This window comes from Candidatus Campbellbacteria bacterium (assembly GCA_034521025.1).
Classification (GTDB): Bacteria; Patescibacteriota; Minisyncoccia; order Phycocordibacterales; family JAXHMZ01; genus JAXHMZ01.
In genome coordinates, this window is the sequence record JAXHMZ010000004.1 from 99,794 (window position 1) to 113,297 (window position 13,504).

The 13,504-nt window shown below is 38.8% G+C and carries 16 protein-coding genes; all 16 read left to right on the forward strand.

From position 1 onward, the window contains the following. The first annotated feature begins 25 nt into the window (after positions 1-25). Entirely contained in the window at positions 26-1,324 is a 1,299-nt protein-coding gene (locus tag U5L75_02030; GenBank protein ID MDZ7726338.1) for a hypothetical protein, read from the forward strand. Between the two features lie 77 nt (positions 1,325-1,401). Next, positions 1,402-1,617: a translation initiation factor IF-1 gene (gene infA / locus U5L75_02035; GenBank protein ID MDZ7726339.1), complete on the forward strand. Its 216-nt coding sequence runs from the start codon at positions 1,402-1,404 to the stop codon at positions 1,615-1,617. A 53-nt stretch (positions 1,618-1,670) separates the two neighbouring features. Continuing rightward, entirely contained in the window at positions 1,671-1,787 is a 117-nt protein-coding gene (rpmJ, locus tag U5L75_02040) for a 50S ribosomal protein L36 (GenBank protein ID MDZ7726340.1), read from the forward strand. Positions 1,788-1,808: 21 nt separating this feature from the next. Continuing rightward, positions 1,809-2,192 (forward strand): 30S ribosomal protein S13, encoded by a 384-nt coding sequence (gene rpsM / locus U5L75_02045; protein ID MDZ7726341.1) that lies wholly within the window; start codon positions 1,809-1,811, stop codon positions 2,190-2,192. Between the two features lie 24 nt (positions 2,193-2,216). Continuing rightward, positions 2,217-2,636, forward strand: coding sequence for a 30S ribosomal protein S11 (rpsK, locus tag U5L75_02050; GenBank protein ID MDZ7726342.1), 420 nt, complete (start codon positions 2,217-2,219; stop codon positions 2,634-2,636). A 35-nt stretch (positions 2,637-2,671) separates the two neighbouring features. Continuing rightward, a complete protein-coding gene (gene rpsD / locus U5L75_02055) occupies positions 2,672-3,286 on the forward strand; it encodes a 30S ribosomal protein S4 (protein ID MDZ7726343.1) in 615 nt (204 codons plus the stop codon). A gap of 15 nt (positions 3,287-3,301) precedes the next feature. Next, positions 3,302-4,282 carry a DNA-directed RNA polymerase subunit alpha gene (locus U5L75_02060; GenBank protein ID MDZ7726344.1) on the forward strand — a complete coding sequence of 327 codons (981 nt, stop codon included), beginning with the start codon at positions 3,302-3,304 and terminating at the stop codon, positions 4,280-4,282. A 65-nt stretch (positions 4,283-4,347) separates the two neighbouring features. Continuing rightward, positions 4,348-4,707 carry a 50S ribosomal protein L17 gene (gene rplQ, locus U5L75_02065; protein ID MDZ7726345.1) on the forward strand — a complete coding sequence of 120 codons (360 nt, stop codon included), beginning with the start codon at positions 4,348-4,350 and terminating at the stop codon, positions 4,705-4,707. Between the two features lie 11 nt (positions 4,708-4,718). Beyond that, a complete protein-coding gene (rplM, locus tag U5L75_02070; protein MDZ7726346.1) occupies positions 4,719-5,063 on the forward strand; it encodes a 50S ribosomal protein L13 in 345 nt (114 codons plus the stop codon). Between the two features lie 2 nt (positions 5,064-5,065). Beyond that, positions 5,066-5,473 carry a 30S ribosomal protein S9 gene (rpsI, locus tag U5L75_02075; GenBank protein MDZ7726347.1) on the forward strand — a complete coding sequence of 136 codons (408 nt, stop codon included), beginning with the start codon at positions 5,066-5,068 and terminating at the stop codon, positions 5,471-5,473. 57 nt (positions 5,474-5,530) lie between these two features. Further along, positions 5,531-6,136, forward strand: a complete 606-nt coding sequence (locus tag U5L75_02080) for a nucleotide exchange factor GrpE (protein ID MDZ7726348.1) — start codon at positions 5,531-5,533, stop codon at positions 6,134-6,136. Positions 6,137-6,166: 30 nt separating this feature from the next. After that, a complete protein-coding gene (dnaK, locus tag U5L75_02085) occupies positions 6,167-8,134 on the forward strand; it encodes a molecular chaperone DnaK (protein MDZ7726349.1) in 1,968 nt (655 codons plus the stop codon). A 22-nt stretch (positions 8,135-8,156) separates the two neighbouring features. Continuing rightward, positions 8,157-9,224, forward strand: a complete 1,068-nt coding sequence (gene dnaJ / locus U5L75_02090; GenBank protein MDZ7726350.1) for a molecular chaperone DnaJ — start codon at positions 8,157-8,159, stop codon at positions 9,222-9,224. 85 nt (positions 9,225-9,309) lie between these two features. Beyond that, positions 9,310-10,011 (forward strand): lysophospholipid acyltransferase family protein, encoded by a 702-nt coding sequence (locus U5L75_02095; protein MDZ7726351.1) that lies wholly within the window; start codon positions 9,310-9,312, stop codon positions 10,009-10,011. A gap of 162 nt (positions 10,012-10,173) precedes the next feature. Beyond that, a complete protein-coding gene (locus tag U5L75_02100; protein MDZ7726352.1) occupies positions 10,174-11,799 on the forward strand; it encodes a hypothetical protein in 1,626 nt (541 codons plus the stop codon). A gap of 850 nt (positions 11,800-12,649) precedes the next feature. Then, positions 12,650-13,429, forward strand: a complete 780-nt coding sequence (locus U5L75_02105) for a HAMP domain-containing sensor histidine kinase (protein MDZ7726353.1) — start codon at positions 12,650-12,652, stop codon at positions 13,427-13,429. The last annotated feature ends 75 nt before the right edge of the window (positions 13,430-13,504 follow it).

Genomic DNA, 13,504 nt, shown 5'->3' on the forward strand with positions numbered 1-13,504 from the left:
GTAATAAGACATTTAAGTTCAAGCTATGGATCAAGACCCCAAAGACTACAATAACAACGAAGAACAAGATAAGCAGTTTAGTAACAATAATAGAAAGCGTTCTATAAGAGATATTTCTTTAGACGAAGAACTGCAAAGAAATACCAAGACAAAGCCAAGAAAAAGAATTAAAAGATCTCGGCACCACAGAGGGATAGGAGCAGGCAAGTACTTTATTGCGTTGTTTGTTGTCGCACTGCTTGTGTTTGGCGGAGTGATGATGACATCAATTTTCGCTAAAGCAACGGTTACCTTAGTTCCGAGAACTGAAAATGTGACTCTTGATGAAGAAGTTGAATTGACACAGGAAAATACAGGATCTGCGTCTCTCACTTATGAAGTGTTAAATATAACGGAGACAATGTCTGAGGCAGTGGATTCAGAAGGAGAGGAAGAGGTGGAGCGTAGAGCTCAGGGACCAATAACTATTTTTAATACCACCGAAAACGACGAACCGCTAATAGCCAATACGAGGTTTGAAACTTCTGATGGAAGAATATATCGAATTGGTGACTCAGTAGTAGTGCCTGGCGTAAGAGCCGACGGTTCCCCGGGCTCGATCACGGTAACAGTTACAGCGGATGAGCCGGGGGAAGAATACAACTTGTCTGAAGGTAGGTTTACTATTCCCGGCCTAGAGGGAACCGAGCTTTATGAAACTATGTATGCCGAAGCTGACTCCGAGATCAGCGGCGGTTTTGTCGGTGTTGAACAAGTAATCGGAGATGCTACCGAAGAGGAGGCGAGAGAAAACCTAAGAAATTCTCTGGAATCTGAATTACAAAACAAGATCACAGAATCATTGCCAGAGAATAAAATATTGATACCAGGCTCTACATTTATTGAATATGAAGACCTGCCAAATACGACAGATGAAAACGCGGTAAATGTTCGTACCGAAGGTACGCTATATGGAATAATGATCAGTCATGACTTGCTTGCGGGATATATTGCCACAGAAAATGTAGATAACTATCAAAATCAGCCACTTAATATCATCAATATCCAGGAGCTTCAGATCGGGCTAACAGAGGATGAGATCAATATTGATTCTATAGGGGAAAATCTAACGCTAACAATAAGCGGAGAAGCCATTTTGGAATGGATAATAGAAGAACAAGCTGTAACTGAATCTATTATGGGAGAGCCGAGAACTGAGGCAATTACTATATTATCTGAAAGACCGGAAATTCGTGATGCGCGATTAGAACTAGTGCCAGGATTCATGCGTACAGTGCCGTCTAATAGTGAAAAGGTAGAAGTTGTTATAACTGAAGAGCTTTAAAGTGTTGATAGTTACTATATGCTACTTGACGTAGTGGCTGATCTTTTGCTACACTTTCGTTTGTATCCATTTCACTAATGCCTAAAGAAAACGTTCAGACGCAGGTTGGTGTTGTTACGGAAGCACTTCCCAATACAATGTTTCGAGTTCAGCTCGAAGACAGTAATGAAGAAGTACTAGCTTATCTTTCTGGAAAGATGAGAAAGTACAGGATTCGTGTTTTGGTTGGTGATTCTGTTCGTATGGAAATGGATCCTTATGGAGGAAAGGCGCGTATAGTAACTCGACTTTAGAGTTGGAGAGACTTGAGCGCGTCTGCGTACTTGCCGGCACAAATAGCATCACTATGAAAGTTAATTCATCAATAAAAAAACGTAGCCCGGAAGACAAAATAGTTCGTCGTAAAGGACGTCTATATGTTATTAATAAAAAGAAACCTCGCAACAAGCAGCGCCAGGGTTAAAATTGGCGTTATATATTTACTATTATGAGAATTTTTGGTATTACAATTCCAGACGAGAAGCGACTAGAAATAGGCTTAACAGAACTATATGGCGTTGGCAGAAACCGCGCCCATGAGATCTTGGATGAGGCCGGAGTAGACTATGGTAAAAAAGCCAAGGATCTTAAAGAATCCGAGGAAACCAAATTAAGGAACATAATAGAAGGTTATACGATCGAAGGAGACTTAAAGAGGACTGTATCCGGGAATATAAAGCGCTTAAAAGATTCGAATACTTATCGTGGTGCTAGGCATGCGCGAAACCTTCCCGGACGGGGACAGCGTACGAAATCCAATTCACGTACAGTTCGCGGGAACCGTAGAAATACTATGGGATCAGGACGTAGAGCTGTTGAAAAGAAATAAGTTTGCAAAGCAAAGTAGAAATATATGGGTAAAAAGAGAATTATCACAAAGAGCGGAGAAGGAGGAAAGCGAGTACAAGCCAAAGCTGCGAAACGACGCGTTGCTGAAGGGAAGCTCTACATTCACTCTTCATACAATAACACCAAACTTCTTTTGACCGATAAAGAAGGAGGGGCTTTGGTGTGGTCTACCGCGGGCGCGCTTGGATTTAGTGGAGCGAGAAAAGCAACTCCTTATGCCGCCGCGAAAGTAGGGGAGCTTTTAGCCGAAAGCGCCGAAAATATGGGAATGAAAGAGGTAGATATAGTAGTAAAGGGAGTAGGAGCAGGTCGTGAATCCTCCATCAGATCTTTTGCATCAAAAGGTGTGAAAATCGGTTCAATAAAAGACGACACACCAATTCCACACGGAGGTCCTCGTCCACCTCGGCCTAGAAGAGTTTAGTTGGTGTTTAAGTAATTTAGTACGGAATAATTGATATGTTAACAAGTCCAAAATACAAAATTTGCCGCAGACTCGGCTCTCATATATACGAAAAATGCCAAACTCAGAAGTTTCAGCTTGCTGAGGCTAGAAAGGGTAAGATGCAACGGCATGGTCGTCGCAGGAATGTTAGTGAATATGGAGAACAGCTCCTAGAGAAGCAACGAGTTCGTTATACATACGGTCTAAGGGAAAAGCAGTTTTCTCGTTATGTTAAAGAAGCGAGCGAAACTACCGGCGCAGTGCCAGCAGAAATCCTTTTCCAGACATTGGAACGACGTCTTGATAATGCAGTATACAAACTCGGACTAGCTCCCTCGAGAGCGTTTGCAAGGCAATTGGTGTCACACGGACACATAAAGATAAATAATAGAAAAATTGACATTCCGTCTTATCAGGTAAAGGTTGATGATGTGATCAGCGTCAAGGATTCAACCAAAGAAAAGAATATATTTGATATCATCCAAGGTCGTTTAGAAAATTACAAACAACCTAATTGGCTTTCTTTTGACCCCAAGAAGTTTGAAGGGAAAGTAACATCTTTGCCAAAAATGGAAGCGCACGAACTTGGTTTTGATCTTTCATCGGTGATTCAGTTTTATAGTAGATAACCAAAATTTAGCATTATGTCAGAGCACAACATTGTACTACCATCAAAGCCTAAAGTAATCAAAGAGGAAGAGTTTTCCGGAGTTTATGAAGTCGATGGCTTGTATCCGGGATATGGTCACACTTTGGGCAATTCGCTTCGAAGAATAATTCTCTCTTCACTTGAAGGAGCGGCAATAGTTTCTGTAAAAATTGATGGGGTTGGACACGAGTTTTCAACCATTGAAGGCGTAAAAGAGGATGTAATAACAATTTTACTTAACCTAAAAAACGTTAGAGTTAAACTTAATACTTCAGAAACCACCACCATTAATCTCTCAGTTAAAGGTCAGAAAGAAGTTACTGCTCAAGACCTGGAAGCTCCTAGTCAAGCTGAGATATTAAATCCGGATCAATACATCTGTTCTGTGACAGATAAGAATGCCGAGATCTCTATGGAGATCAAAGCAAGAAAAGGACTGGGGTATCTTCCTAAGGAAGTCCTTGGTGAGGATCGTACGGAGATAGGAACTATAATCCTAGACGCTTCATTCACTCCAATACGACGCGTTAATTACGAGGTAGAAAATATGCGTGTAGGAAACAGGACTGACTTCAACCGACTGAGGATCTTTATAGAGACCGACGGAACCTTAACGCCGCGAGAAGCACTAGAACAGTCCATTCAGATCATGATCAGTCAATTGAGAGCAATTGTTGGATTTAAAGAAGAAGCTCCGGTTACTGAAGCAAAAGAAGAAAGTGAAGAGAGTGTAAGTGATGCAAACGAAGAAGAGTCTACTGAGGAAGATAGCGATACTGAATACCTAAAAACCAGAATTGAAACCCTCGATTTGTCCACTAGGACCATCAACGCCCTTACTGAGGCGAATATTCGAACAGTAGGAGGTCTCGCAAGAAAGAAGGAGGAAGATATCTTGAACCTTCCTGGACTAGGATCAAAGGGCCTTCAAGAGATAAAAAGAGCTGTAACTAACTTCGGAATAACTCTTAAATAACCGTTTTGACTTTTAGAAAACTAACTGTTAAAGTTGCAACGTTATAAAAAGCTATATTAGTAATTATGCGACACCATTCTAAAATCCGTACACTTGGAAGAACGCGAAGTCAAAGGCGAGATCTTTTGCGTTCGTTAGCTAATTCGCTAATTAAGCATGGTCGCATTACCACAACTCAAGCCAAGGCGAAAGAACTTCGTCCTTATGTTGAGAAGATGGTTACTAAAGCAAAATCAAATGACGACAATAAATTAGCAACGAAAAGGCTTTTATTGTCGCGACTAAATAACGAAGACGCTGTTAAAAAGCTTGAGAGCGACATTGGGCCTAGATATAAAGACCGTGACGGTGGTTATACGAGGATATTGAAGCTTCCACGTCGCTCTAGCGATGGAGCCGAAATGGCAATTATCGAGTTTGTGTAGAGATATCATTTATGAACTATACTATTGATGCACAAGGGAAAAAGTTAGGAAGAGTAGCCAGTGAAGCGGCAAAGCTCCTTATGGGTAAGAATACTGTTACTTATAAACCGAATCTCGCTCCAGGAGTGACTGTGACGATCTCAAACGCTAGTAAACTATCTATATCAGAAGGCAAAAGAAGTGATAAAATATATCGCCGATATACTGGCTATCCCGGAGGCCTAAGAGAGGAAAGTTTGGGTGAAGTGGTAGATAAAAAGTCCAACGCTGAAATTATCAAAAAAGCAGTGTATGGAATGCTACCAGACAACAAGCTTCGCAAAGAAATGCTGGCTAATTTGGTTATAGAAGAATAAATATGGCGAAAAAAGAACAACAGAGATACATAGAGGCAGTGGGACGTAGGAAGCGAGCGATCGCGAGAGTTCGTCTTACCGAAAACAAAGAAAACGAAGTGGTTGTCAATGGAGTAAAACTCGAAGAAGCTTTTGATATTGGCGAACTACAAAAAGACGTTATTTCTCCTTTGAAACTTGAGGGTGTTGCTCAATCGTATTCCGTCTCTGCTAAAGTAATGGGTGGCGGGATCTCGTCCCAAGCTGAAGCTATTCGCTTAGGTATAGCTAGAGCCTTGGTAAAAGAAGACGAAAACCTACGAAGCACTTTAAAGAAAGAAGGCTTCCTAAAGAGAGATCCACGTAAGAAGGAGAGGAAGAAATTCGGTCTTAAAAAGGCGCGAAAGTCACCACAATGGTCGAAGCGCTAGTGTTTCGCCAATAGTTGAATAAGTTGTTTGCGGCTCTTAATATAAGGCTTTAGTGTTATGTCAAAAGATAAAAAAGCAGACGAAAATAAAAACATTGACGATTCTGAGCTGGAGTTTTATAATGACGAAGCTGGAGAGGAAGATATGGATGATATTGAAGAGTACGAAATTGAGGCTCAAGAGAAGATCAGAAAACTACAGAAAAAACTAAAAAAATGTGAACAAGAAAAATCTCAGTATCTTGATGGTTGGCAACGGCTAAAGGCTGACTACGTAAACTTAAAAAAACGCAGTGACGAATCCGGAGAAAGATCGACTCAACTAGCCAAAGAAGAAGTAATTTCTTCGTTTTTCCCAATAATTGACAGTTTTGAAATGGCTATGACCGGCGAAGCTTGGGAAAATGCCGATGATAAATGGCGCAATGGATTGTCTTCTATATATAAGCAGTTCATTTCGGCTTTGAGGAGTAATGGAATTGAGGAGATGAATCCAGTTGAAGAAGAGTTCGATCCTCATATCCATACATCGGTTTCTACTCAAGATACTGCTGATGAAAATAAAGATAATAAAATAGCAGAAGTTCTGCAAAAGGGCTATCAACTGCAAACAGGCGAAGTTCTGCGTTCGCCAAAGGTTGTGGTCTATAGCTATGAAAAATAAATTTACTAACTTAATTGAGAAAACAAAACTATGTCAAAAATACTCGGAATTGATCTAGGTACAACAAACTCAGCTATGGCGGTAATAGAAGGTGGAGAGCCTACGGTCATTGAAAATGCCGAAGGCAATAGAACCACCCCTTCTATAGTTGCCATCTCTAAAAACAACGAAAGACTGGTTGGCCTAATAGCTAAAAGGCAAGCAGTAACAAACCCACAAAATACTATCTATGGAGCTAAGCGCTTCATAGGGCATTCATTCGACGACAAGGAAGTCCAGAAGGACAAAGAAAATATGCCGTTCAGTATCGAAAAATCAGACGATGGTGAAGGCATAAAAGTGAAAATGGGTGAGAAATGGCATTCGCCCGAAGAGATCTCGGCAATGGTTCTTCAGAAAATGAAAAAAGATGCCGAGTCAAAAGTGGGTGAAGAGATAAAAGAAGCGGTTATTACCGTACCGGCATATTTTGACGACAATCAACGTAAAGCTACTAAAGATGCGGGAAGGATCGCCGGTCTAGAAGTCAAGAGAATTCTTAATGAGCCTACAGCGGCTGCGTTAGCTTACGGTTTCAACAAAAAGAAAGATGAAAAGATAGTGGTATATGACTTTGGCGGAGGAACCTTCGATATATCGGTTCTGGAAGTAGGAGATGATGTCGTTGAAGTGAAGTCGACTGACGGAGACAGCCATATGGGTGGACGAGATATTGACCAAAAGATCGTTAGGTGGTTGATAGACGAATTTAAAAAGGAAACGGGGGTTGATATATCAAAAGATTCACTTGCCCTACAGCGCCTGGATGAAGCCGCAGAAAAAGCAAAGCACGAGTTGTCCAGCCAAACTGAAACAGAGATCAACATTCCATTTATTACTTCTACCGATGAAGGTCCTCAGCACCTGATCATAAAGCTCAATCGTTCCAAACTCGAAGAATTGGCGGAGGAATTCGTTGAACGTTCTATTGAGATCACAAAACGAGCCATTGAAGCTTCGCCGTTTGAGTTCAGTGATATCAACGAAATAATTCTAGTTGGAGGGCAAACACGTATGCCTGCTATACAAAAAGCAGTAACAGAACTTTTTGGGAAAGAGGCAAACAAATCGATCAACCCTGATGAAGTGGTGGCTCTCGGTGCCGCCGTACAGGCCGGAATACTTCAAGGAGATGTAAAAGATGTATTGCTTCTTGATGTTATACCTCTATCACTTGGAATTGAAACAATGGGAAGTGTAGCTACAAAATTGATAGAAAAAAATACGACGATCCCGGCTTCAAAGTCACAAACGTTCTCGACAGCTGCCGATAATCAGACTTCTGTACAAATCCATGTCGTACAAGGTGAGCGTCCTATGGCAACAGATAACAAGTCTCTCGGGCAATTTATATTGGACGGCATACCCCCTGCACCACGAGGAGTTCCGCAAATTGAAGTAACATTTGATGTTGATGCTAACGGTATTTTGAACGTTAAGGCAGTAGATAAATCAAGCGGTAAAGAGCAATCTATCCGCATTGAAGCTACTGCCGGACTAAGCGAAGAAGAAATTGAAAAAATGCGCGAGGATGCTGAAAAGCACGCCGAGGAAGACGAGAAACGACAAAAATTGATAGAGGCCCAAAATGCGGCAGATCAACTAATCTACACTTCTGAGAAATCTCTGCAAGATAACAAAGATACACTTTCTGAGGATCTCAAGAATTCGGTTCAAGAAAAGATCGATGAACTGAAAAAAGCCAAAGAAAGCGAAGACGCCTCGGAAATAGAGTCTAAAACACAAGCGCTATCAACTGAGATCCAAAAGATTGGCGAACAAATGGCGCAGCAGCAACAGGCGCAAGCTGGCGGCGCATCTCAGGGAGAAGCAGGAGGAACTGAAGAGCAAACAGGCGGATCTGAGAGTGAGGGAGAAACGAAAGATGCTGAAGTTAAAGAAGATGAAGACGATACGAGTAGCGAAAATAAAGACGAAGACCAAAACAAAAACTCTTAAAATCTAAATCTTTCGAGCAACCATGGCAAAAGACTATTACAAAATTCTTGGAGTTGAGAAAAAAGCCTCGAAGGATGATATCAAAAAAGCATTTCGGAAACTGGCACACAAGTACCACCCCGATAAAAAAGGAGGAGATGAGAATAAATTCAAGGAAGTGAGCGAGGCGTATTCTGTATTGTCTGACGACAAGAAGCGCGCTGAATACGATTCGTATGGACGTACGTTCAACGAGGCCGGTGGAGCCGGTGCCGGTGGTTTTGACTTTTCTGGCTTCCAGCAAGCCGGAGGTCAAGGTTTTGATTTCCAGGATTTTGACTTTGGAGATATTTTCAACGAATTCTTTGGCGGTGGCGGTCGTCGACAAAAAAGAGGCCGAGATATATCCATTGATGTAGAGATAGATTTTAGAGATTCTGTCTTTGGCACAAAAAGAAAGGTCCTTTTGACCAAAACCTCTGTTTGTGACGTATGCCAGGGTTCCGGAGCAAAGAAGGGAACAAATATGAAAACCTGCGGGACTTGCCAAGGCGCAGGTAAAGTCAATGAAACTCGCAACTCTATCTTCGGTTCATTTACAACTGTGAGACCATGTACTGCTTGTAATGGAAGAGGAGAAGTTCCGGAAGAACCTTGTGGTACCTGTTCTGGTCAGGGTGTTGTTAATCGGCAAGAAGAAATAACTATCGCTATACCTGCCGGCATTGAAGACGGACAAATGATCCGTATGGGAGGTATGGGTGAAGCCGTAGCCGGAGGAATACCCGGAGATCTTTATGTCAAGGTTCATGTGAGCAAGCACTCAACACTGAGAAAGCAGGGAGAAAATCTGGTGATGAATCTTAATGTCAAACTCACCGACGCTTTGCTCGGAGCAGAGTATAGTATAGAGACCCTTGACGGCAACTTGAAACTAAAAATACCCGAGGGCACAAATTCAGGTGATACCTTGCGTGTGAAAGGCAAGGGAGTTGTAATTTCGGGCAATAAACGCGGTGACCTGTTGGTCAAAATTCAAATCGATCATCCGAAGAAGTTATCCAGAAAAGCCAAAAAATTACTCAAAGAGCTACAAGACGAGGGAATATAAAGAAGATCAAAAGCCAGCTATTTATTATGCTGGCTTTTGATTTATATACAGAAAGTATGGAACGTTGTATAGTAAAAAAAGTAACATGAAATTCTTATACTCAGTTTTTCTCTTGATAGGTGGGTATTTAACTGTAGTAATACAATATTTAGTTAGACTTACTTCCAGGCCTTTATTTATTCTTTTTCTTCGTTTAGAAGTACGCGGCACAGAGAACATTCCCAAAGATGGGCAGGTAATTTTTGCTACAAATCATACTAGTAAATTTGATCCTTTCTTGCTTCAAACATCGCTGCCTTTATTTTCTAGACACATACCATTATTTTTCGTTACTAGGGAAAAAAGATTTTATACATCGGGGATCATAGAAAAACTGCTTTATGGAGGTTGGTTCTTTCGGCTTATTGGTGGATACCCGGCATATGAAGGAAAAAAGGATTATGCATATTCACTACGTGAACATATAAAAATATTAGAAAGCGGAAGAAGTACGTGTATTTTCCCAGAAGGAGGTTTGGCAAAAAATGGCCACGAAGGAAAATATCGTGGAGGTGTCGGATACTTATCGTATGCAGCGAATACACCAGTATTACCAGTATATATTAAAGGAATTGAAAATATCACATTTATTAAGTTTTTATTACGCAGAAGAAAGGTTAGAATTAGAATCGGTGAGCCTCTTCATTTTGGTTATGAAAACAATGAAGAGAATGACCAACCTGGTGTTTTTGCATTCAAGGATTTCGCAAGAAAAGTGGTCGAGGGAATATATAAAGAGAAAATATAGAGAGTATTTATACTTAGTTACTACGTGAGGATATAAGGGAGTTTGATATTAAAGGGATGGACGACTTAGAAGAGGTGGGAAAAGTTGAGCTATAGTCAAGTTTTTGCTTTTGGTGTTATACTTTATAGAGAGTAAGATATAAGTGTGGTTATAGATTCTTGCATGAATGAAGAGGTAATTAGGAAAATTTTAGGGTTAAAATTAGATAAAAAGGTTTGTCTAACACCTTACGAAATGGCTAAGACCATTAAGGTGACTTTTTTTCCGTATGATAAAGAAAAAGTATCAAATAATGTTATCAAGTTTGCAGAAAAGATTGAGAGTCAGATAAAAGATATTGGTGTTGAAGTCGTACCCTATAATGAATCATTGTCCCACGTCTCTTTTTTAGAAAATCTAAAGAAAGTTATAAAAATTACATTAAATAATATTTTTTTTATAATCTATTCATTGTTTAAAATTAATAAAAGAAGAGGGTATATACCATTTGTATCTATTAAAAGTATTTGGAAAAGAAATAGAATTCAAAAAAATATATCAATAATTTCATTAGGATCTCATCCAGAATGGAAGATGCCTGTGGATTATACGTCTAGTTTATCCGATAATCAGGTCATATCTATACTTGATTGGCCAAGTGAAATTACTGAAAGGTCATCTTTTGATGATCATTTTAATAAAGCAATGGAACTATTTGCTTTTAATATAAGTCATGTAGTTCTAGCTACAGATGGAAATAAATTTATCCTATACAATTTCAATCTAGCACATCCTGTTTATAGACTGAATGATAGAGAGGTTAAAGGAGCGCTTTTATGGGCTCTAATTCCAAAGTTAGCGGCCCCGATAATGCCACCAACACTAAGGGATTTTAAAATTGATAACAATTCTTTTTCTGTAGTAGGGAATAATCAAGAAGAACATATTAATGATTTAGTAAACGGATCAAAAAAATTTTCAAAAACAAACCTATATCCTACTGGTAAGAAAGTAGATGATCTACCGTTTAGAAATGAATTTTATAAATGGATTGGAAAATTACATCTAGATCACAGAAGTGGAATGAGTTATGGTTTTTTGGCAAAACAGTTACCTATAAAGTTGAAAAACCCTGAAAAAATTAACAAAGAACCCATAGAAAAAATTTATAAAGACGAAGATGGTTATTACCACGTTTATTTGAATATTAAAAATGAATGGTTTGATGTTACTGTTCCGGATGTGTGGGTTTTAACACAAAGATCGGGTTCAGATAAAACTAAAATGGATCCGAAGAGCGATATTATTAAAATTGGTCTAGTGAAAGGTGAGAAGATAATTCAATTTCCTAAGAATGGTTTTAACTATAAAGAATCAAGACCATCGTTTGATACGAATGTAATTATTGCTCACGCTGTTGGTAACGGTATTATTGCAAATTTATTACTCGGATTAGATAAAAGTTCTTATTTTTGTAAACAAGCATATAAAGGTGGTTTTTCCATCAGTCATTGGCATGGTTATTGGAATAAAAATAAAGTACCAAAAGGTTTACATATGCATGGAATGCAAAATCCACATGTATCTTGTTCATCTCCGCAGTCTGCAATTTACGCACTTCAAGGTAAATTACAAACATTTATTAAAGCTTATGAAAATGGAGAAGAATACAAGGGTGACATCCATATAGAACCTCATCATGGAAGCAATGTAACATTCGAGTCAGTTACCGACCTTGCAGATATTATTTCCGAAGACCTAGAAATTACAAAATTGGGAAATCAATATTTAATAGATTATACTGTATAATAATATGTAGTGAGAAATTATGGAGATTTACTTCAACTACTATAGCATATCCCTATTAATAGGAGCTTTTACTGCGTTATTGTCGGGCGTAATTGTATACATAAATGACAGAAAAAGATTGGAGAACCAGGCTTGGTTGGGTTTGACAATGAGCACAGCTTTATGGAGCACTTTTTATTTCTTGATGATAGTTTCCGTAGACAAACAGTTTGCTTTAGTAAGTAATATTATTTTACATGTAGGAGCTATTTTAATTCCTTTATTTTATTTACTTTTAGTAATTTTTATTACAAATACATATAAAAAACACAGACCTATTTTTTTAACAGCAGTAGTTGTCGGATTCCTATTTTTAATAATAAATCCTACTGAGTTATTTATTCGCGATGTAGTACCGAAATTTGTTTTTAATTTTGCTCCAGACGCAGGGCCTTTATATTTTATATTTTTTCTATATTTTTCTTTATTAGTAATTTACGGATTAGTTATAATCGCCCGAACTTATGCTAAAGAAAATGTAGAAATAGAAAAGCAAAAGCTAAAATACGTTTTTATATTTACCATAGCCGCTGTTATAGGAGGAGGTAGTGTGTTCTTTTTAACATTTAATATTAATGTACCACCATACCCACTCATTCTTTTTTCATTATATCCAGCGATAAGCGGTTACGCCATTTATAGATACCAGTTGTTCAATACAAAGCTTGTTGCTACACAATTGTTTACATTCATACTATGGATATTTATTCTAATTAGAATTCTATTTGCACAAAATACAGTCGACCAGATTTTCAACAGTACACTTTTATTACTTTCGGTAATATTTGGTTTATTAATAATCAAAAGTGTCATGCAAGAGATTGAATCTCGTGAGCGAATAGAAAAATTGGCAGAAGAATTGCGGGGCGCGAATGCAAAACTACACAGGGTAAACATGCTTAAAACGGAGTTTGTGTCGGTTGCTACTCATCAGCTGCGAAGTCCTTTAACTGCGATAAAAGGATATACGTCGATGATACTAGAAGATACCTACGGTAAGGTTCCAAAGAAACTAAAGGAACCCCTCGAGAGAGTTTTTCGATCTACAGAATCTCTAACTCAAGTCGTGCAAGACTTTTTGGATGTTTCTCGCATTGAACAAGGTAGTATGAATTATAATTTTGCCGCATTTGATTTTAAGGATCTTGTCACCGAAGTTGTAGAGGATCAAAAGCCCAACATTGAGAAATCTGGTCTTGAGGTTACGTTTGAAAAAGAAGAACACCCTGAAGAGAAGAACTATATCTTGCGCGGAGATAGACTGAAATTCAAACAGGTAATAACCAATTTGATCGATAACGCGATCAAGTATACTAAAGAAGGCTTTATACGCATTTCATTAAGAAACAAAGATGGAAAAATACGTTTAGAGGTAGCTGATAGTGGAATGGGCATAAACGAGAAAACACTAAAAACTCTGTTCAAAAAATTTCATCGAGCCGACAACGCAGACGAAGTAAATGTTCAAGGAACAGGACTCGGTCTATATATCGCAAAACAGATCGTAGAAACACACAATGGCAAGATCTGGGCTGAATCAGACGGACTCGGCGAGGGCTCAACCTTTATAATAGAGCTTGATAATAATTAAAATTCGTTGTATTTTAACTAAGACGGACAAGGTTTGTATGGATTATTCTGAGAAAATTAATAGAGCCATAGAGAA

Coding starts and splice junctions, on each gene's coding strand:
- U5L75_02030 (MDZ7726338.1), top strand. CDS start 26: ATGGATCAAGACCCCAAAGACTACAATAACAACGAAGAACAAGATAAG.
- infA (MDZ7726339.1), top strand. CDS start 1,402: ATGCCTAAAGAAAACGTTCAGACGCAGGTTGGTGTTGTTACGGAAGCA.
- rpmJ (MDZ7726340.1), top strand. CDS start 1,671: ATGAAAGTTAATTCATCAATAAAAAAACGTAGCCCGGAAGACAAAATA.
- rpsK (MDZ7726342.1), top strand. CDS start 2,217: ATGGGTAAAAAGAGAATTATCACAAAGAGCGGAGAAGGAGGAAAGCGA.
- rpsD (MDZ7726343.1), top strand. CDS start 2,672: ATGTTAACAAGTCCAAAATACAAAATTTGCCGCAGACTCGGCTCTCAT.
- U5L75_02060 (MDZ7726344.1), top strand. CDS start 3,302: ATGTCAGAGCACAACATTGTACTACCATCAAAGCCTAAAGTAATCAAA.
- rplQ (MDZ7726345.1), top strand. CDS start 4,348: ATGCGACACCATTCTAAAATCCGTACACTTGGAAGAACGCGAAGTCAA.
- rplM (MDZ7726346.1), top strand. CDS start 4,719: ATGAACTATACTATTGATGCACAAGGGAAAAAGTTAGGAAGAGTAGCC.
- rpsI (MDZ7726347.1), top strand. CDS start 5,066: ATGGCGAAAAAAGAACAACAGAGATACATAGAGGCAGTGGGACGTAGG.
- U5L75_02080 (MDZ7726348.1), top strand. CDS start 5,531: ATGTCAAAAGATAAAAAAGCAGACGAAAATAAAAACATTGACGATTCT.
- dnaK (MDZ7726349.1), top strand. CDS start 6,167: ATGTCAAAAATACTCGGAATTGATCTAGGTACAACAAACTCAGCTATG.
- dnaJ (MDZ7726350.1), top strand. CDS start 8,157: ATGGCAAAAGACTATTACAAAATTCTTGGAGTTGAGAAAAAAGCCTCG.
- U5L75_02095 (MDZ7726351.1), top strand. CDS start 9,310: ATGAAATTCTTATACTCAGTTTTTCTCTTGATAGGTGGGTATTTAACT.
- U5L75_02100 (MDZ7726352.1), top strand. CDS start 10,174: ATGAATGAAGAGGTAATTAGGAAAATTTTAGGGTTAAAATTAGATAAA.
- U5L75_02105 (MDZ7726353.1), top strand. CDS start 12,650: ATGCAAGAGATTGAATCTCGTGAGCGAATAGAAAAATTGGCAGAAGAA.